Annotated in this window: 15 protein-coding genes; 7 read left to right on the top strand and 8 right to left on the bottom strand. The window is 67.5% G+C overall.

Features of this window, described 5'->3' with window-relative positions; genetic code table 11:
* Nucleotides 1-172: 172 nt before the first annotated feature.
* A complete protein-coding gene (locus ACGVWT_RS06195) occupies nt 173-2,881 on the bottom strand; it encodes a ribonuclease E/G (protein ID WP_315461931.1) in 2,709 nt (902 codons plus the stop codon).
* A gap of 492 nt (nt 2,882-3,373) precedes the next feature.
* Here ACGVWT_RS06195 and ACGVWT_RS06190 point away from each other — a divergent pair, with 492 nt between their 5' ends.
* Nucleotides 3,374-4,621 carry an N-acetylmuramoyl-L-alanine amidase gene (locus tag ACGVWT_RS06190; protein ID WP_315461775.1) on the top strand — a complete coding sequence of 416 codons (1,248 nt, stop codon included), beginning with the start codon at nt 3,374-3,376 and terminating at the stop codon, nt 4,619-4,621.
* 262 nt (nt 4,622-4,883) lie between these two features.
* On the opposite strand, the gene ACGVWT_RS06185 is transcribed toward ACGVWT_RS06190, so the two are convergent.
* Nucleotides 4,884-5,798, bottom strand: coding sequence for a neutral zinc metallopeptidase (locus ACGVWT_RS06185; RefSeq protein WP_043059827.1), 915 nt, complete (start codon nt 5,796-5,798; stop codon nt 4,884-4,886).
* A gap of 101 nt (nt 5,799-5,899) precedes the next feature.
* On the opposite strand from ACGVWT_RS06185, the gene ACGVWT_RS06180 reads away from it, so the two are divergent.
* Together ACGVWT_RS06180 and ACGVWT_RS06175 are read left to right on the top strand one after the other, a co-directional pair.
* A complete protein-coding gene (locus ACGVWT_RS06180) occupies nt 5,900-6,685 on the top strand; it encodes a 3-hydroxybutyrate dehydrogenase (RefSeq protein ID WP_315461774.1) in 786 nt (261 codons plus the stop codon).
* On the top strand, nt 6,682-7,332 hold the full coding sequence (locus ACGVWT_RS06175; protein ID WP_315461773.1) for a DUF4893 domain-containing protein: 651 nt from the start codon (nt 6,682-6,684) through the stop codon (nt 7,330-7,332). The genes ACGVWT_RS06180 and ACGVWT_RS06175 overlap by 4 nt, the downstream gene beginning before the upstream one ends.
* A 220-nt stretch (nt 7,333-7,552) precedes the next feature.
* Here the strand turns inward: ACGVWT_RS06175 and ACGVWT_RS06170 are convergent, their stop codons facing one another.
* Both ACGVWT_RS06170 and ACGVWT_RS06165 read right to left on the bottom strand, forming a co-directional pair.
* Entirely contained in the window at nt 7,553-8,215 is a 663-nt protein-coding gene (locus ACGVWT_RS06170) for a hypothetical protein (RefSeq protein WP_315461772.1), read from the bottom strand.
* A 75-nt stretch (nt 8,216-8,290) separates the two neighbouring features.
* Entirely contained in the window at nt 8,291-9,247 is a 957-nt protein-coding gene (locus tag ACGVWT_RS06165; RefSeq protein ID WP_315461771.1) for a cation diffusion facilitator family transporter, read from the bottom strand.
* A gap of 407 nt (nt 9,248-9,654) precedes the next feature.
* Between ACGVWT_RS06165 and ACGVWT_RS06160 the strand changes: the two genes are divergently transcribed.
* Nucleotides 9,655-11,040, top strand: a complete 1,386-nt coding sequence (locus tag ACGVWT_RS06160) for a short-chain fatty acyl-CoA regulator family protein (RefSeq protein ID WP_315461770.1) — start codon at nt 9,655-9,657, stop codon at nt 11,038-11,040.
* A 138-nt stretch (nt 11,041-11,178) separates the two neighbouring features.
* A complete protein-coding gene (locus ACGVWT_RS06155) occupies nt 11,179-12,771 on the top strand; it encodes an isocitrate lyase (RefSeq protein WP_315461769.1) in 1,593 nt (530 codons plus the stop codon).
* A gap of 310 nt (nt 12,772-13,081) precedes the next feature.
* Here ACGVWT_RS06155 and ACGVWT_RS06150 read toward each other — a convergent pair whose 3' ends face one another.
* From ACGVWT_RS06150 to ACGVWT_RS06135, 4 genes are all read right to left on the bottom strand, one after another.
* Nucleotides 13,082-14,209, bottom strand: coding sequence for a M23 family metallopeptidase (locus ACGVWT_RS06150; RefSeq protein ID WP_315461768.1), 1,128 nt, complete (start codon nt 14,207-14,209; stop codon nt 13,082-13,084).
* 382 nt (nt 14,210-14,591) lie between these two features.
* On the bottom strand, nt 14,592-15,542 hold the full coding sequence (locus ACGVWT_RS06145) for an aldo/keto reductase (protein WP_315461767.1): 951 nt from the start codon (nt 15,540-15,542) through the stop codon (nt 14,592-14,594).
* A complete protein-coding gene (locus ACGVWT_RS06140) occupies nt 15,539-15,778 on the bottom strand; it encodes a hypothetical protein (RefSeq protein WP_315461766.1) in 240 nt (79 codons plus the stop codon). Before ACGVWT_RS06140 ends, ACGVWT_RS06145 begins: the two co-directional genes overlap by 4 nt.
* 186 nt (nt 15,779-15,964) lie before the next feature.
* A complete protein-coding gene (locus tag ACGVWT_RS06135; RefSeq protein ID WP_315461765.1) occupies nt 15,965-16,336 on the bottom strand; it encodes a hypothetical protein in 372 nt (123 codons plus the stop codon).
* Nucleotides 16,337-16,442: 106 nt separating this feature from the next.
* Between ACGVWT_RS06135 and ACGVWT_RS06130 the strand changes: the two genes are divergently transcribed.
* Together ACGVWT_RS06130 and metF are read left to right on the top strand one after the other, a co-directional pair.
* A complete protein-coding gene (locus tag ACGVWT_RS06130; RefSeq protein WP_063687702.1) occupies nt 16,443-17,396 on the top strand; it encodes a metalloregulator ArsR/SmtB family transcription factor in 954 nt (317 codons plus the stop codon).
* Entirely contained in the window at nt 17,393-18,334 is a 942-nt protein-coding gene (metF, locus tag ACGVWT_RS06125) for a methylenetetrahydrofolate reductase [NAD(P)H] (protein WP_315461764.1), read from the top strand. The genes ACGVWT_RS06130 and metF overlap by 4 nt, the downstream gene beginning before the upstream one ends.
* Nucleotides 18,335-18,416: the final 82 nt, after the last annotated feature.

Raw genomic sequence — 18,416 nt, 5'->3', positions numbered from 1 at the left:
GCTGGGACCTTTTGCGGCTCTTGTCGCGCCCTATCACTGGGAGATCCCAGCCTTCGCTGGGATGACGTTGGGGCAGTTGGCGTAGTGGGTGGTTCGGCCGTCTGATCTTAAAAAAAACGCCCCCTTCCGTAAGGAAGAGGGCGTTTTTTTGGGCCGCTGCGGGCGTCGGCGATCAGGCGCCGAAGGTGCGCTGCCACCAGCCGCGGCGGGGTTGTTCGCCGGTTTCGGTGGTGGTGTCGGTCGCCGGGGCCTCCGATTCTTCGGGCTCAGCCGGGGCGGCGGGTTCCGGGGCCGTCACCGTGTCCGCAGGGGCGGCGTCGGTGGTGGCCGCCTTACGTGTGCGGCGACGCTTGGGCTTTTCCTCTGCGGCAGGCGCCTCGGCGGCCGGGGCTTCCTCGGCGACGGGTGCCGGGGTGGCCTTCTTGCGGGTGCGCTTGGGCTTGGGCGCCGGTTCGGTGTCGGCCGCCGGGGCTGCGGCCGGCGTTTCGGCAACGGCGGGTTCCGCTTCGGCTGCGGCGGGTGCCTCGACCGCAGCCGCGTCGGCGACCTTGCGCGCGCGCGGGCGGCGGCGGGTGCGCGGGGCCTCGACGGGCTCGGCGTCCTCGACCTTCGCCGGAGCCGGCGCGTCGAGACCGGTCGTCACCGGGCCGGCATCGCCTGCCTCGACGATCGGCTCGTTGGCGGCCGGCGCGTCTGCGTCGACGTCGGCGCTATCGGCCGCGGCGTCCGTGCCCTCGGCCGGCGTGCCTTCGGCATGGCGGCGACCGCCACGGCGACCGCGACGTCCGCGACGACGACGGCCTTCGCTCTGCGGCTGCTCGCCATCGGCCTCGACGGTGTCAGCCTCGTCACCGGCGACCGGCTCGGCGTCGGTGTCGGCATCCTCGGCGTCGGTCGCGTCGACCGGTGCCTCGGCGGAATCGGCCGACGCGGTGTCGCCAGCCTCGTCCTCGCGGTTGCGACCGCGGCGACCGCGACGGCGACGGCGGCGGCCACGGCCTTCACCCTCGCCACGCTCTTCGCGCTCGCGCTCGCGCTCACGCCGGGGCTCTTCCTCGACGGCCTCGACGACCTCTTCTTCCTCTTCCTCGTCCTCGATATCCTCGGGAACGTCGTCATAGTCTTCCTCGACCAGCGCCTCGATCTTGGGCGGATGCGCGGGCGGCGGGCCGCTGGCCTCGACCGACATGCGCGCGCCCTCCTCTTCGCGATCGGGGACGATCTCGACGATCACGCCATAGCGATCCTCGATCTCGGCGATGTCCGCGCGCTTCTTGTTGAGGACGTAGATCGTCGCTTCCTGGCTGGCGCGCAGGGTGAGCACCGAACCGCGGCCGCGTGCCGCTTCGTCCTCGATCAGACGCAGGGCGCTGAGGCCCGCCGACGAGGCGGTGCGGACGAGGCCGGTGCCTTCGCAATGCGGGCAGGGGCGTGTCGAGGCTTCGAGAACGCCGGTGCGCAGGCGCTGGCGGCTCATTTCCATGAGGCCGAACGACGAGATGCGGCCGACCTGGATGCGGGCGCGATCGTCCTTCAGCGCTTCCTTCATCGCCTTCTCGACCTTCCGGACATTGGAATTGTTGTCCATGTCGATGAAGTCGATGACGACGAGGCCGGCCATGTCGCGCAGGCGCAGCTGGCGGGCGATTTCTTTGGCCGCTTCGAGGTTGGTCGCAGTCGCGGTCTGTTCGATATTGTGTTCGCGCGTCGACCGGCCGGAGTTGATGTCGATCGAGACGAGCGCCTCGGTCGGGTTGATGACCAGATAGCCGCCCGACTTCAGCTGCACGACCGGATGATACATGGCGGCGAGCTGATCTTCGACGTGCGCACGCTGGAACAGCGGCACGGCGTCGGCATATTGCTTCACGCGGCGGGCGTGGCTGGGCATCAGGAGCTTCATGAACTCCTTGGCGTGGCGATAGCCCTCTTCGCCCTCGACGATCACCTCGTCGATGTCCTTGTTATAGATGTCGCGGATCGCGCGCTTGATGAGATCGCTGTCGCCATAGATCAGCGCTGGGGCCGACGAACCGAGCGTCGCTTCGCGGATGCCGTCCCACAGACGCGCGAGATAATCGAAGTCGCGCTTGATCTCGACCTTGGTGCGCTGCAGGCCGGCAGTGCGGACGATGCAGCCCATCGAGCTGGGCAGCTGCATGTCGGCCATGATCGACTTCAGGCGCTTGCGATCGGCGGCGTTGCTGATCTTGCGGCTGATCCCGCCGCCATGCGACGTGTTGGGCATCAGCACGCAATAGCGACCGGCGAGCGACAGGTACGTCGTCAGCGCCGCGCCCTTGTTGCCGCGCTCTTCCTTGACGACCTGCACCAGCAGCACCTGACGGCGGCGGATGACGTCCTGGATCTTGTAGCGGCGGCGCAGGTTCATGCGGCGCTGGCGCAGCGCCTCGACTTGGTCGTCATTGCCATTGCGCGTCTTCTTCGCGGGGGCGCCTTCGCTGCCTTCGGCGTCGTCGTGATCGGCATCGTCGTCGTCGTGATGATCGGCGTCGTCGAAATCGTCGTGATCGCGATCGTCGTGCGCATCGTCGTCATGATCGTCGTCGTCATGCTCGGCGCGCAGCGCGGCTTCCTCCGCGGCATGCTCCGCTTCTTCGCGCAGCAGCGCGTCGCGGTCTTCCTTGGGGATCTGATAGTAATCGGGGTGGATTTCGCTGAAGGCGAGGAAGCCGTGGCGATTGCCGCCGTAATCGACGAACGCCGCCTGCAGCGACGGCTCGACGCGCGTCACCTTGGCGAGATAGATGTTGCCCTTGAGCTGCTTGCGTTCGGCGGATTCGAAATCGAACTCTTCGATCCGGTTATTCTTGACGACGGCGACGCGGGTTTCTTCCCGGTGGCGTGCGTCGATCAGCATACGCGTGGTCATTGAATAGTCTCCGCGCGCGTGGCGCTCCGGCGGCGGGTCCGTGACGGACCGGGCGGCAGGGCGCGCATGCGCGTTGATAGGTGGCGCCGGGCGGACCGGCGCGGGTTTGTGGCAAAGATGCGTCTGCTCGCCCGGCACATCGGGGGGCACGGCCCTCCCGCACGCCCGACACGCCGCCGGCCGAGGCCGGGCGGTGTCGAACGGTGGAAAAGTGCGTCATGCGAGCGTCAACCTGGTTAAGACCGCGCCAGGACGGCGCGAGAACCGGCGCATCGCCGTTCGATATTTACGGGCGACGCACGGGTGCAATCCGTTGGTAGCATCGGCCTACGCGAACCGCAACTGGCAGGAAATTGCCGTATCGCCCGGCAAAATCGTGCCGAATCCCGGATTAACCTTGCCGGGCAACCCCCTGTTGGCACCCTGTGCGTCACAACGGCCTCGTGGCGATCGCGTTCAGAATCGCCCGAGGGGTTGTGTATGGCTTTTCGCTGGACCCGCGTACGCCTGTCGCGGCAAGGACGCCGTGTGCTGACGCTGTTCGCCCTGATTGCGGGATGGTTCACGAGCGCGCCCGCCTGGGCGGCGACGATGATCCGCAGCGTCGCGGTGCAGGACGGGCGGATCGTCATCCGCTTCGACGGCCCGGTCGCGGATGCGAGCGGCGAGATCCTGTCGACCAGTCGCCAGATCGCCATCGACATCGCCGATGCCGTGCCCGGTGCGCGGGCGCGCGGCGGCGGGCCGGTGAGCGGCGTCACTCAGCTGCGGCAAGGCGCCGGCACACGGCTGCTGTTCGACCTCGCGCGGCCGGCGATCATCGGCGATGCGTCGTTCGAGCAGGACGGGCGCAGCCTGGTGCTGTCGATCGAACCGGCGAGCGCGGCGCGCTTCGCGGCGGCGGGCGCGGCGGGGCCGCTGAGCTTCCTGTCCTTCGACATCGGCGGCTGGACGGCGCGGCCCAAGTACAAGGTATCGGTCCCGGTGCCGCCCCCGGCGCGCGGCCTGCCGCTGCCCAAGGTGCGCGGCGACGACAACCGGCCGCTGGTGGTGATCGATGCGGGGCATGGCGGCGTCGATCCGGGCGCGATCAACCCGGTGACCGGGCTGCGCGAGAAGGACGTGACGCTGCGCATCGCCAAGACGATTCGCGACCAGTTGCTCGCCACCGGGCGGGTGCGTGTGGCGCTGACCCGCGACGACGACCGCTTCCTCGTGCTGCGCGAACGCTATGGCATCGCACGGCGGCTGAAGGCCAATCTGTTCATCTCGATCCACTGCGACAGCGTGGGCAGCGGGGAGGCGAGCGGCGCGTCGGTCTACACCTTGTCCGAGGTCGCGTCCGACAAGGAAGCGGCGCGGCTGGCGGCGCGCGAGAACAAGGCGGACGTGATTTCCGGCGTGAACCTGGGCGATGCGGGCGCGGACGTGACGTCGATCCTGATCGACCTGGCGCAGCGCGAGACGATGAACACGTCCGCGAACTTCGCGCGGCTGCTGGGGCGCGAGGCCAAGCCGCTGATCCCGACCAAGCCGGTGTTCCATCGCATGGCGTCGCTGATGGTGCTGAAGGCGCCCGACATGCCGTCGATCCTGTTCGAGACGGGCTATATCTCCAACCCGCGCGATGCGGCGTTCCTCGACAGCAGCGAAGGGCGGGAGAAGATCGCGGAAAGCGTGACCAAGGCGGTCGAGGTGCATTTCGCGCGGCAGATGGCGAGTCGGTAGGGGCCGCTGGGGCGACGTTTGTCACGGGAGGGTCGCACGCCCCACCCGCCCCGTCATCCCCGCGCAGGCGGGGATCCAGAAGCGCTACCGCGGCGAATCCATCATCAACGGTAGCGGTTATGGATTCCCGCCTGCGCGGGAATGACGGAACGTTGTGAAAGGCTGGGGCCTCTCTCGGCGCCCGAAGCGTGCTTCCACGGGGAGATCCCAGCCTTCGCTGGGATGACGGACTGGGGCCGGCGCCGTCCCCCCGCCCGCGCTATCAGATCGCGCCCGAGAAGGTGTCGCAGGCGGCGGGATCGCCGGTTTCGATGCCGCGGCGCAGCCAGGTCTGGCGCTGGGCGGAGGTGCCGTGGGTGAAGCTGTCGGGAACGACGCGGCCCTGGCTTTCCTTCTGCAGCGTGTCGTCGCCGATCGCGCCCGCGGCGGTCAGGCCCTCTTCCAGATCGCCCGGCTCCATGCGGCTGCGATTCTGCGCGGCCCAGACGCCGGCGTAGCAATCGGCCTGCAACTCGAGGCGGACCGAGGCGGCATTGCCCTCCCGCTCCGAACTGCTGCGCTGGATCTGCTGCACCTTGTCCGACGTGCCGAGCAGGTTCTGGATATGATGGCCGAATTCGTGCGCGATCACGTAATCCTGCGCGAAATCGCCCTTGGCGCCGAAGCGATTGGCCAATTCGTTGAAGAAGCTGGTGTCCAGGTAGATGCGCTGGTCGGTCGGGCAATAGAAGGGCCCCATCGCCGATTGCGCGGCGCCACAGCCCGAGCGGCCGTTCTGGTTGAAGAAGGAGAGACCTGGGGCGCGGAAGCGCTCGCCGCTTTGTGCGAAGATCTTCTCCCAAGTGTTCTCGGCCGAGCTGAAGGCGTTGCAGGCAGCGCGCTTGTCGGGATCGGACGAACAGACCGCGGTTGCGCCGCGGCCTTCGGACGGGGCGCTGCGGGTCACCTGCGTGCCGCTGCCGCCCCCGCCGCCCACGAGACTACCGAGATTGCCAAGCCCGCCGAACACCGCGAACAGCAGCAGCACGACGACGATGCCGCCGCAGCCGAAGCGGCTGCCGATCAGCGGCAGCAGTCCGAACAACAGGCCGCCGCCACCGCCTCCGCCGAAGCCACCACCGCCGGTGTTACCCTGGTCCTCGACGTCAATGTTGGGATCGAAATCGTCGAGGCGCATGGCAGGCTCCGTTTAGCGTGTGTAACGAATGCCCGAACCCGTCCCCCGGTTGCAACCGGCTGCGCTTGACGCCACGACAGGCGGGTTATCAGGAGAGCAGCATGATCCTTCAGGGCAAGACCGCGGTCATCACCGGCTCCACCTCCGGCATCGGCCTCGCCTATGCGAAGGCGCTGGCGGCGGAGGGGGCGAGCCTCGTCATCAATGGCTTCGGCGATGCCGATGCCATCGAGGCGATCCGCGCCGAGCTGGCGGCGACCAGCGGGGCCACGGCGCTGTACGACGCGGCCGACATGACCAAGCCCGACCAGATCGCGGCGCTGATCGACCGCGCGGTCGCCGAGACGGGGCGGATCGACATCGCCATCAACAATGCCGGCATCCAGCACGTGTCGCCGATCGAAGACTTTCCCGACGACAAGATGGAAGCGATCGTCCGCATCAACATGACGAGCGCCTGGCATGTCATGAAGGCCGTGGTGCCGCATATGAAGACGCGCGGCTGGGGGCGGATCATCTCGACCGCATCGGCGCATAGCCAAGTGGCGAGCCCCAACAAGTCGGCCTATGTCATGGCCAAGCACGGGCTGGTGGGGCTGACCAAGACGGTCGCGCTGGAAACCGCGACGTACGGCATCACGGTCAATTGCATTTCGCCGGGCTATGTCTGGACGCCGCTGGTCGAGGCGCAGATTCCCGACACGATGAAGGCGCGCGGGCTGACGCGCGAGCAGGTGATGAACGACGTGCTGCTCGCCGCGCAGCCGACCAAGGAGTTCGTGACGCCCGAACAGGTCGCGGCGCTCGCGCTGTTCCTGTGTCGCGACGAGGCGCAGGCGATCACCGGCGCCAACCTGTCGGTCGACGGTGGGTGGACGGCCGCATGAGGGGCGTGTGGCTGGGCACGGCGACGGCGCTGGTCGCAACGGTGCTGGCAGGCGCGGCGCTGGCGCATGTGCGCGACCCCGATACGGCCGCGGTCGACTGGCGCGCGGTGGCGACGGTGGAGGACCGGCAGCGCCTGCGCGAATGGCGCGACGCCTGGGTGAAGGCGCTGGCGGAGGCGCGTGCCGATCCGGCGGGCGCGGCGGTGCTGTCGGCGGACCCGGTGCTGTTCAATCCCGATCAGGTGATCCGCGGCGAAATGCTGAAGCCCGGGGCCTATCGCTGCCGCACCTATCGGCTGGGCGGTAATGGCGCCGAGCGGCTCGCCGGCACCGCGCCGCCGCCGCGCGCGCTGCTGAGCGGCGCCTGGACGGCGTGCCGGGTCGAAGGGGAGGGCCCCAAGCGCCAGTTCGCCACCGACGGCGTGCAGCGGGCGAGCGGCGTGCTGTTCGATAGCACCGATTCGCGGACGATCTTTCTCGGCACGCTGGCGCTGGGCGACGAGGCGCGGCCGATGCCGTACGGCCGCGACCTGCGGCGCGACATGGCGGGCTTCGTCGAGCGGATCGGCGATGCACGCTGGCGGCTGGTGCTGCCGTTCCCGGGGTTTCAATCGACGCTGGATGTGATGGAGATCGTGCCGGCGTAGGGGGTTTCCTGCGCGCGTCGTCATCCCGACTCGTTCCGGGGTTCATGGGGCCGCATGGGTGGGGCCGGAGCCTCTTGTGGTCCCCCTCGTCAGCTTCCGCCGTCACCCCGGACTTGTTCCGGGGGCCACTGGGGCGCGCGGGTGGGCTGGAACCTCTTGCCGTCCCCCTGGCCGCAGAGTGGACCCCGGAACGAGTCCGGGGTGACGGGGTGGTTTGGGCTTATGGTGCGGGCGTCGCTACGGTCGTCGCCATCGGTGTCGTCGCGGCAGCCGTGGCCGCTACCGGCATCGCCACGACGGGCGTGGTCGCCAGCGGCGGCAGGGTCGCGAGATAGGCCTTGCCGTGCATCTTCACCACCGTGACCCGCCCGGCATTCGCCTCGGCGATCGACTGGAGGTAGGACCGGGGCTTCTTCATCAGCTTCGGGCGGTCGAGGTCGGTCAGGCCGGCGATGCGGGCGGCTTCCTTGACGAAGTGAACGCAGTTGCGCTGGTTGAGGTTGTAATGCGCGTCGCCGGTCTTTTCGTCCCACGCCGCGACCAGCCCGAGCACGGCGTTATATTGCGCATCGGTGAGGACGACCGAGAACTGCGCGTCGCTGCCGGCGATGTAGAAGGGCTTCGAAATGTCGAGCCGCCCCGCCACCGTGCCCATCAGCAATTTGGGCGACACCGATTTGGCGGTGAAGCCGTAATTGGCGTCGACCGGCGCGCCGCCCGCATCCGGCACCCCGCGCAGCGTGAAGAAGGCGTGCGGAAAGCTGTTGCCGAGCTCATGGCTCCAGAAGGTGATCGTCACCGCCGCCCAGGCGGGCGCCGCGCCGAACAGCGAGGACAGCAGCAGCGCGGTGGCGAGCAGCGGGCGGAGGAGGGAGCGAACCATGCGCCGATGATACAGGCGGCGGCGGGGCTTGAGCAACGGGGATCACACTGAGGCGGCGTGGTATTTTCGCGCCCCTCAGGCTTGGATAGGATGGGCGAGCGTCGCGGCATTCTCGCGCTTTTCCGGGCGGATATAGATCGAGCTGAGCCGCGGGACGGCGGCGCGCAATTCGTCCTCCAGCTCCTCGATCAGCGTCTCGGCCGCGCCCATGGTGATGGCGTCGTCGAAGTCGACGCTGGCGGCGACGAAGATCGCGTCGGGCGCGGTGTGAATAGTGCGGACGTGGTTGACGGCGGTGACGGCGGGATGACGCGCGATGATGTCGCGCACGGTCTCCACCACCTGCGGGTCGGCTCGCTCACCGATCAGCAGGCCTTTGGCTTCGCGGGCGAGCAGCACGGCGACGAGGCCGAGGATCAGGCCGATCAGGATCGAGGCGACGCCGTCGATACGCGGGTCGGCGAAATAATGGCTCGCCCAGACACCGACGCCGGCGATGACGAGGCCGGCAAGCGCGGCCGAATCCTCGAACAGCACGATGAAGCCCGCGGGGTCCTTGCTCTGGCGGATCGCGCGCCACCAGCCGGCCTTGCCCTTCGCCTTCGAAAATTCGCGCATCGCGATGAACCAGGATGCACCCTCCATCGCCATAGCGATGCCGAGCACGATGTAGTTTACCAGCGGGTCAAGCAACGGTTCGGGCGTGATGATGTGGCGATAGCCTTCGTATACCGACACGCCCGCGCCGACCGCGAAGATCAGAATCGCGACGACGAACGCCCAGAAATACAGCTCGCGCCCATAGCCGAAAGGGTGGACGGCGTCGGGCGCGCGCTTGGCGCGATGCTGGCCGTAGAGCAGCAACACCTGATTGCCGCTGTCGACGCAGCTGTGGACGCCCTCGGTCAGCATCGACGACGAGCCGGTGATACCGGCGGCGACAAACTTGGCGACACCGATCCCGAGATTGGCGGCGAGCGCCCCGTATAGCACGATATTCTCTCGGATCCGCGCGGTCAGCCCGTCTGCCATTGTCGCTCCCTGTTGCGCCGACGAGGCGGCGTCGTGACGAGACGCATGAGCCGGGGAATCGGCTCCCGTCGCCTTGGTGTAACGGGCGTGTAAACGCACGTTTCAATCTGGCGCTGGCGGCGGGGCTGAGCGTGAATGACCGCGCCGACTGGGCCCGCAGACATATCGCCTGACCCCGGAACGGGAATGGCCGCCGGCATACGAGATGCCGGCGGCCACCTTTCCTCCCCAGGAAACTTTCGAGAATTCCGTTAGCTAGGTGGGAGCGGGTGCGGCGAGAGGGACCGGATGCGCAGCGGGGTCATGGTGTCCACCACATGGACAAGCGGGCGCGTCATGCTGTAACAAAATGACAAGTGCCATGGGGTAAATGCCCTGCTGGCGCGGGTATGGCGTGGGGAGTGGGCGTGGCCGAACGTAAATTGTTTGCGGGGCATGCGGTGCGGCGGCTCCGGCGGCAGGCGGCGCTGACGCAGGCGGCGATGGCCGAGGTGCTGGGCATTTCGCCAAGCTATCTTAACCTCGTCGAGCGCAACCAGCGGCCGCTGTCGGCGGCGCTGCTCGTCCGCCTAGCCGAATCGTATGACTTCGATCCGCGCGCGCTGACCGCGGGCGAGCCGGGCGGGGGCGAAGCGGCGATGCGGCGGCGGCTGGCCGATCCGCTGTTCGCGGACCTGGAGATCGACCGCAACGAGATCGCCGAATGGCTCGCCGGGGCGCCGGGCGGGGCGGAGGCGTTCGCGCGGGCGTACGATCGGCTGGGCGCCGGGGCGGCGAGTGACGGCGATGCAGCCGACCCTGTCGCGGAAGTGCGGCGCGAAATCGAGCGGTGGCGCGGGCATTTCGCGGACCTCGACAGTCTGGCCGAGGCGCTGGCGGACGAATTGCGACTGGGCACGGGCGATCTGTACGGCGCGATCGCCGAGCGGCTGCGCGTCAAGCACCAGCTGACGATCCGCATCCTACCGGTCGACGTCATGCCCGATCTGCTCCGCCGACTCGACCTGCACGCCCGGCAGTTGCAGCTGAGCGAGGTGCTCGATTCGGCGTCGCGCACCTTCGCCGCGGCGTATCAGCTGGCGCAGATTGAGGCGCGGGCGGAGATCGATGCGCTTGCCAAGGGGGCGGGATTTGCCGACCGCTCGGCGGAGCGCTTGTTCCGGCGGCACCTTGCCAGCTACTTCGCGGCGGCGGTGATGATGCCCTATGCCCGGTTCCTGCGGGCTTGCGAGAGCACGGGCTATGACCTCGAACTGCTGCAGCGGCGATTCGGGGCGGGGTTCGAGCAGGTGGCGCATCGGCTGACGACGCTGCACCGCGTCGGGGCGCGGGGCTTGCCGTTCTTTCTGATCCGCATCGACCGGGCGGGACAGTGTTCGAAGCGCTTTTCCGGGGCGAGCGGGTCGCCGTTGGCGGAGGCGGAGGGGCGCTGCCCGTTGTGGCGCTTGCATCAGGCGTTCGATCGGCCGGGCAGCCTGGCGGTGCAGCTGGTCGAGCTGGAGGACCGGGCACGGTGGCTGACGATTGCCCGGACGGTGACGCCGCAGCGGCGGCGCTATGGCGGGGTACTGGCAGAGTTCGCGGTCGGGATCGGCGTGGCGGCGGAGCTGGGCGGGGCGCTGGCGGTGGCGCGGGGCATCGACTTGAAGGGCGACGCGACGCCGATCGGCCTGGGGTGCCGGGCGTGCCAGCGCACCGATTGCCCGCAGCGGTCGGCGCCGCCGGCGGGGCGGGCGCTGCTGATCAACGAGCGGGATCGGGGGGTGTCGGGCTTCACCTTCACGGGAGACTGATTGAAAACAATCATACAACGTGACAGCTGTTAACGCCAATGGCGTGACGTTTGTACGCGATTTGCGGCGCATTTCCCTCCGAATGGCGTGTCAATGTCCGTACACATCCTCGCATCCAGACAGCGAGGGATATGCGACATGACCTACCAGCAGCAGATCGGCACCGCCCGCCAAACCATCGGCGGCCACGCCACCTGGGGCGGGATCGATGCCGAATCGGTCGCGCGCATGCGGTTGCAGAACCGCTTCCAGACCGGGCTCGACATCGCGCGCTATACCGCGGCGATCATGCGGCGGGACATGGCGGCCTATGATGCCGACCCCGCGGCCTACACCCAGTCGCTCGGCTGCTGGCACGGCTTCATCGGGCAGCAGAAGATCATCAGCATCAAGAAGCATTTCGGCACCACCGATCGCCGCTACCTGTACCTGTCGGGCTGGATGGTCGCGGCGCTGCGCAGCGAGTTCGGCCCGCTGCCCGACCAGTCGATGCACGAGAAGACCAGCGTGCCCGCGCTGATCGAGGAGCTGTACACCTTCCTCCGCCAGGCGGATGCGCGCGAGCTGAGCCTGCTGTTCCGCGACCTCGACAAGGCGCGCGAGAGCGGCAACGAGGTGGAGGCGCAGCGGCTGACGCAGGCGATCGACGGCCACCAGACGCATGTCGTGCCGATCATCGCCGATATCGATGCGGGCTTCGGCAATGCCGAGGCGACGTATCTGCTCGCCAAGAAGATGATCGAGGCGGGCGCCTGCGCGCTGCAGATCGAAAACCAGGTCAGCGACGAGAAGCAGTGCGGCCACCAGGACGGCAAGGTCACCGTGCCCCACGAGGACTTCCTGGCGAAGGTGCGCGCCTGCCGCTACGCCTTCCTGGAGCTGGGCGTCGACGACGGCATCATCGTGACGCGCACCGACTCGCTGGGCGCGGGCCTGACCAAGCAGATCGCGTTCAGCAAGGAACCGGGCGATATCGGCGACCAGTATAACGCCTTCCTCGATTGCGACGAGATCGACGTCGGCCAGGTCGGCAACGGCGATGTCGTCATCACGCGCGAGGGCAAGCTGCTGCGGCCCAAGCGCCTGCCGTCGAACCTGTTCCAGTTCCGCGAAGGCACCGGCGCCGACCGCTGCGTGCTCGACTGCATCACGTCGCTCCAGAACGGCGCCGACCTGCTGTGGATCGAGACGGAGAAGCCGCATATCGAGCAGATCGCGTCGATGGTCGACCGCATCCGCGAGGTCGTGCCGAACGCCAAGCTGGTCTATAACAACAGCCCCAGCTTCAACTGGACGCTCAACTTCCGCCAGCAGGTGTTCGATGCCTGGACAGAAGCGGGCAAGGACGTGTCGGCGTACGACCGCGCGCGGCTGATGAGCGTGGATTACGACGGCACGCCGCTGGCGGACGAGGCCGACGAGCGTATCCGCACCTTCCAGAAGGATGCGGCGGCGCGGGCGGGCATCTTCCACCACCTGATCACGCTGCCGACCTATCACACCGCGGCGCTGAGCACCGACAATCTTGCCAAGGCCTATTTCGGCGACGAGGGCATGCTGGGCTACGTCAAGGGCGTGCAGCGCCGCGAAATCCGCGAAGGCATCGCCTGCGTGAAGCACCAGAATATGTCGGGCAGCGACATCGGCGACGACCATAAGGAATATTTCGCCGGCGAGGCCGCGCTGAAGGCGGGCGGCGTCCACAACACGATGAACCAGTTCGCGGCGTAACCTCCGCGGCCCCCGTGCCCGACGGTGCGGGGGCCGTTATGGCCCGCGGAAGTGGACGAAGTGGACGACACGTAACGTCCCGAAAGCCTTCCCCGGCGATGGTGCCGGATGGCGTCTCGATTACTGCCCGACCGGGCTATCCGGCGGGCGGTTTCGTTTATGCGATCCCCACGGGTGGGGAGAGAAAGAGCGGTGCGCCGGGTCGGTGCGGCGGCGAGTGTTTCACATTTGTTCCGTGTAGGAAAGGGGCTCGTCGATACGGCCGGCTCGTCCGATGACTGCGGGTTAAGGAAAGACTCTTCCCATTCCATTATCGGCCGAAATCAATCATCATGTCATCGAGCGGCAGTTGGTTCGTCCGAGAACTAAGGGCGCCGGTTTTGGGATCGATGACGCTATAATGATCGATGACGTAGGGCAGTCCTTCACCCGTCATGGTCTTGATCGCGTCCGTGACCTCCAGATGGACATGCGGTTCGCGCGCATCACCTGACGAACCAATGGCGCCGATCACCTGCCCTTTTCGAACATGGTCGCCGACCCGGACCCGGATGCTCCCGGTCTTCATGTGGCAATAATGGGCATATTGGCCGTCACCCAGATCGAGAACGACCAGATTGCCGCCGATATTGTCGATCGTCACCGGCTCCGCGGGGTGGAAGTCGACGCCATGTCCGGCTGGGTTGTCGGGATGACCGTCCTCAACACTGACGACCTTGGCATCCCCGATAGCGAGCAGCGGTTGGCCATATGCGAAATAGGACGCCGCCGCCTTGGCGTCGCCGCGATAGGACTTCCCGTCCTTCATGATCTTCCAGTCGATCGCGAGGCGCCGCGAGTCCGTCAGCGCGCCATCGTTAATAAAAAGTCCGCGCCGATGATGGTTGTCGGGATCATTGCTCGGAGCGTCCGCCGCGATCCAGTCACTTCCCGTTACCGGGCGACCGAGAATCTTCAGCGAACGGTGAACAGGTATCGCTGTCATCGTGATGCTACCGCTGCCGAACGACAGACGATGAACGAGGCGACCAGGCAGGGGCTGCCCTTCGGGAATCCGGACTTCAATGAAAACCACCTGCGTCCCGCCAGCCGGGATCGGTGGGAGCGTCGCAGCATCGTCGTGGCCGACCGTGCGCGTAAGCGACGCAAGTGCCGTGGCGGGAAGGCTGGCCAGGGGCGCGCGCGCAGGCCTGTCGCCGTCCAGCACGTCGATCCCCTGCAACTGGATCGGAGAGTCGGAAAAGTTGGTCAGCAGCACCTCATAAAAGAGATGCTGAGTGCCCTCGGACGGGAATGGTGTCGGCGCGTAGAGTATTCTGGCGTGGACCGCTATCGGCCATGGCGTCTTCTTCTGTGGGATCGGCTCCTGCGCATATCCCGATGAAGCGTTGATCGCCGTAGTCGCGATGAGACAGGCGAGCCAGGACAAATGGCGCAAAAATGCCTCCTATCAGTGAGTTAGTAATATAATACACCGATGAGGGTTTTTGGTCAACGAAACGCCACGGCGTGCTGTGTCGCGATCGTGCCGGGGGATCGCGGCGGTCCAAGCGTTTGACCCCGCTAACCGGAAACGTAGCCCCAGCGGAGGCTGGGGTAACGTGCAGCTTTTGTCCCGCGCCATTACCCGGGAGATCCCAGCCTGCGCCGGGATGACGCCAAGTTTGATTAGATGGATCAGTCTCTACCGAGGGCTGATGGGGAGACCGGCTGACGTTCGAACAATGAGTGGCACTTGCGGGTCCCGGCTTGGCGTTGACGACGGTAAATAGGGATTGGAGATCAACCTAAAATCTCCGCTGCGTGCGGGGTCCGTTCGCTCACGCCCCCGCGTCGGTGAGCCGTTCCAGCTGGTCCTTGCTCAACTCCAGCTCCATCGCCGGCAACAGGTCCTCGAGCTGCGTGACGCTGGTCGCGCTGGCGATCGGGGCGGTCACGCCTTCCTGGGCGATCAGCCAGGCGAGGGCGATCTGGGCGAGGGTGGCGCCGGTTTCCTCCGCTACGGCGTCCATCGCGGTGAGGACGGTGGCGCCCTTGCCGTCGAGCAATTCGCCCATGCGGCCGCCGCGGACGCTTTGGGAGAGGTCGTCCTTGGTGCGGTACTTGCCGGTGAGGAAGCCGGAGGCGAGGCCGTAATAGGGGAGGACGCCGATGTTTTCGGTGACGCAGTAATCCTGCAGCTCGCCTTCGAATTTGTGGCGGCTGACGAGATTATATTCGGGCTGGAGCACGTGGTAGCGGGGCAGGTCGCTCGTCTTGGCGAGGTCGACCGCGGATTTGAGGCGCGCGGCGTGGAAGTTCGAGGCGCCGAGGACGCGGACCTTGCCGGCGTCGATCAGTGTGCCGAAGGCTTCGAGCACCGCCTCCTGCGGTACGCTGTCGTCGTCCTGGTGCGCATAATAGAGGTCGATGCGATCGGTGCCGAGGCGTTTGAGCGAGGCTTCGGCGGCGGCGACGATGCGGGCGGGGGCGAGCTTTTCGCCGCCTTCTCCCGGGAGCATGCCGACCTTGGTCGCGATCAGCACGTCGTCGCGCTTGCCGCTGTGGCGCAGCCACTTGCCGATCATCGTTTCGGATTCGCCGCCCTGATGGCCGTCGACCCAGGCCGAATAGACGTCGGCGGTGTCGATCATCGTGCCGCCGCCCGCGACGAAGGCGTCGAGGACGGCGAAGCTGGCGTCGCGGTCGGCGGTCCAGCCGAAGACGTTGCCGCCGAGCACCAGCGGCGCGATGCGGAGGTCGGTGGAGCCGAGGCGGCGCAGCTGGGTCATGAGGCGTCCATTTGGTTGGCGGCGGGCGGGGTGGCGGCGGGCTGGGTGTCGTTCGCGGCGTCGTCGCTGACCGCGTCGAGATCGATGCTGTTGGCGTCGAGCATCGCGGCGGCGTCGTTCAATTGCGCGGCTTCGTCAGGCGTCACCGCGCGGGGATCGTCGCTGCCGCCCGAACAGGCGGCGAGCGATGCGGAGAGCAACAGGGGGATGAGTGCCGTGGCGATCCGGTTCGTCATGTGGCGCTCAATTTCCCCGATGTGCTTTTTTACGTGATCGACATGGGATGCACGATCGTGAGCCAGTATTGGAGGGGGAAGGTAGGCGACACATCGCCTGGTGCTTCCCCCCTCCGTCATGCCTTTGGTATGCCACCTCCCTCTGGCGGGGGAGGAATTGGCTGCACGGCCGACTGGCGACTCGTCTTAGTCCTTCAGCGAGCGGCCGGCGCGTTCCAGCGTGTTGCCGGTGGCGTCGGCGGCACGATCGGCGGCGTTGCTGATCGACCGGCCGGCGCGGTCGAGCCCGCGGTCGATGTCGTCGCCGGCGCGATCGGCGCGTGCGTCGGCACGATCGGCGGCGCGATCGATGGCGTTGCCGGCATTGTCGAGGTGGCGTTCGGCCGAGCCGAAGGCTTCGTCGGTGGCGGCGTCGACATCGCTGACCGCGTTGCGCGTGGTCGCGGCGGCATCGGCAGCGATCGCATTGCCGGCTTCGGCGGTCTGGTCCTGCGCATTCTGGCTGCAGGCGGCGACGCCAAGGGCGAGCGGGGCGGCGAGGATCAGCAGGCGCTTCATGAATCGGGTCTCCCAGGAAAAACGTCTAACCCGCCGCAAACGCCTTTGCGACCGTTTCGGTCCGCGTTGACCGCATATAAAGATATCTTTATATGTTGATGCGATCATGGCCCATGCACTCGACATCTTCCGTGCCCTTGCCGACGCGACGCGGCTGCGCATCTTCTCGCTGCTGCGCACGATGGAGCTGTCGGTGGGCGAGCTGGCGCAGGTGCTGGGGCAGAGCCAGCCGCGGGTCAGCCGGCACGTGAAGATCCTGTGCGATGCGGGCCTTGCCGAACGGCGCAAGGAGGGCAGCTGGGTGTTCGTGGCGCTGGGCGAGGCGGCGGCGACGCAGCCGGTCGCGGGCGCGATCGACGCCTGGACGCAGTACGAGCCCGATCATTGGGCGGTGGCGGATGCCGCGCGCCTGGCCGCGGTGCGCGCCGATCGCGCATCGAGCGCGGCTGCGTGGTTCGAGGGGCATGCGGGCGAATGGGACGCGATCCGATCGCTCCACGTCGCCGAGAGCGAGGTCGAGGCGGCGATGGCGGCGGTGCTGGGCACCGGGCCGCTCGGCAGCCTGATCGATATCGGTACGGGCACGGGCCGCATGCTGGAGCTGTTCGGCGACCAGGCGGACAGCGCGCTGGGCATCGATCGCTCGTCGGAGATGCTGCGGCTGGCGCGTGCCAAGCTGCACGACCGGCCCAACACTGAATTGCGCCAGGCGGACCTGTATGCGCTGCCGATGGCGGATGGCGCGGCGGACGTCGCGATCCTGCACCATGTGCTCCACTTCGCGCAGCAGCCCGGCGCAGCGATCGCCGAGGCGGCGCGCGTGCTGGGGCCGGGCGGGCGGCTGCTGATCGTCGATTTCGCGCCGCACGACCGCGAGGAGCTGCGCACCCGCAACGCGCACACGCGGCTGGGCTTTGCGGATGATCAGATCGCGGGCTGGTTCGGCAATGCGGGGCTCGCCCTCGCCCGGACGGAGACGCTGGGCGGCGGCGAATTGACGGTGACTTTATGGCTGGGGCGCAAGTCCGGCGCCAGCTTGCGCGAGGTAAGAGCGGCATGACGATTTCGGTAAACCAGCTGGAAGAGGCGCAGGTCGCGCTGGGGGCGCCGCTGTACGCGGACGTGGGCGGCGATCTGGATGTGTCGTTCGAATTCTTTCCGCCCAAGACGGAGAAGATGGACGAGCAATTGTGGGAAGCGGTGCGGACGCTGGAGCCGCTGGGCCCCAGCTTCGTGTCCGTCACCTATGGCGCGGGCGGGTCGACACGCGAGCGCACGCACGCCACAGTCGCACGCATCCAGCGCGAGACCAGTCTGGCGGCGGCGGCGCACCTGACCTGCGTCGAGGCGACCAAAGCGGAGATCGACCAGGTCGCCGAGGAATATTGGGCGGCGGGCGTACGCCACATCGTCGCGCTGCGTGGCGATCCGCCCGCGGCGGGCGCGAAGTTCGAAAGCCATCCGGGCGGGTATGAGAATGCCGCCGCGCTGGTGGCGGGACTGAAGCGCCTGCACCCGTTCGAGATTTCGGTCGCGGCCTATCCCGAATGCCATCCGGATTCGGCGAGCGTCGCGGCGGATATCGACAATCTGAAGGCGAAGCTGGACGCAGGGGCGACGCGCGCGATCACGCAATTCTTCCACGAGCCCGAAACCTTCTTCCGCTATCGCGACAAGGTGGCGGCGGCGGGGATCACCGCGGAGATCGTGCCGGGGATCATGCCGGTCACCAACTTCGCCAGCGTCGTCCGGATGAGCAAGATGTGCGGCACCGAGGTGCCGGCGTGGCTGGCGCGGCTGTTCGACGGGCTGGAGGATCATCCCGCCGCGCGGCAGCTGGTGGCGGCGACGCTGGCGGCGGAGCTGAGCCGCAAATTATATGCGGGCGGGGTGAAGTCGCTGCACTTCTACACGCTCAACAAGGCGGAGCTGTCGTTCGCGATCTGTCACCTGCTGGGCGTACGCGCGAAGCCGGTGCAGGACGCGGCGGCGGCGTAAAGGGGGGCGTCACCCCAGCGCAGGCTGGGGTCTCGCAAGACGAAGCGTGCCCTCGCGGCACGAGATCCCAGCTTTCGCTGGG

It is taken from the genome of Sphingomonas sp. S6 (assembly GCF_043498045.1).
Taxonomy (GTDB): domain Bacteria; phylum Pseudomonadota; class Alphaproteobacteria; order Sphingomonadales; family Sphingomonadaceae; genus Sphingomonas.
The sequence above is the reverse complement of the archived record's forward strand: the minus strand, read 5'-3'. Positions and strand labels throughout refer to the sequence as shown.

Coding starts and splice junctions, on each gene's coding strand:
- ACGVWT_RS06195 (WP_315461931.1), bottom strand. CDS start 2,881: ATGCTGATCGACGCACGCCACCGGGAAGAAACCCGCGTCGCCGTCGTC.
- ACGVWT_RS06190 (WP_315461775.1), top strand. CDS start 3,374: ATGGCTTTTCGCTGGACCCGCGTACGCCTGTCGCGGCAAGGACGCCGT.
- ACGVWT_RS06185 (WP_043059827.1), bottom strand. CDS start 5,798: ATGCGCCTCGACGATTTCGATCCCAACATTGACGTCGAGGACCAGGGT.
- ACGVWT_RS06180 (WP_315461774.1), top strand. CDS start 5,900: ATGATCCTTCAGGGCAAGACCGCGGTCATCACCGGCTCCACCTCCGGC.
- ACGVWT_RS06175 (WP_315461773.1), top strand. CDS start 6,682: ATGAGGGGCGTGTGGCTGGGCACGGCGACGGCGCTGGTCGCAACGGTG.
- ACGVWT_RS06170 (WP_315461772.1), bottom strand. CDS start 8,215: ATGGTTCGCTCCCTCCTCCGCCCGCTGCTCGCCACCGCGCTGCTGCTG.
- ACGVWT_RS06165 (WP_315461771.1), bottom strand. CDS start 9,247: ATGGCAGACGGGCTGACCGCGCGGATCCGAGAGAATATCGTGCTATAC.
- ACGVWT_RS06155 (WP_315461769.1), top strand. CDS start 11,179: ATGACCTACCAGCAGCAGATCGGCACCGCCCGCCAAACCATCGGCGGC.
- ACGVWT_RS06145 (WP_315461767.1), bottom strand. CDS start 15,542: ATGACCCAGCTGCGCCGCCTCGGCTCCACCGACCTCCGCATCGCGCCG.
- ACGVWT_RS06140 (WP_315461766.1), bottom strand. CDS start 15,778: ATGACGAACCGGATCGCCACGGCACTCATCCCCCTGTTGCTCTCCGCA.
- ACGVWT_RS06135 (WP_315461765.1), bottom strand. CDS start 16,336: ATGAAGCGCCTGCTGATCCTCGCCGCCCCGCTCGCCCTTGGCGTCGCC.
- ACGVWT_RS06130 (WP_063687702.1), top strand. CDS start 16,443: ATGGCCCATGCACTCGACATCTTCCGTGCCCTTGCCGACGCGACGCGG.
- metF (WP_315461764.1), top strand. CDS start 17,393: ATGACGATTTCGGTAAACCAGCTGGAAGAGGCGCAGGTCGCGCTGGGG.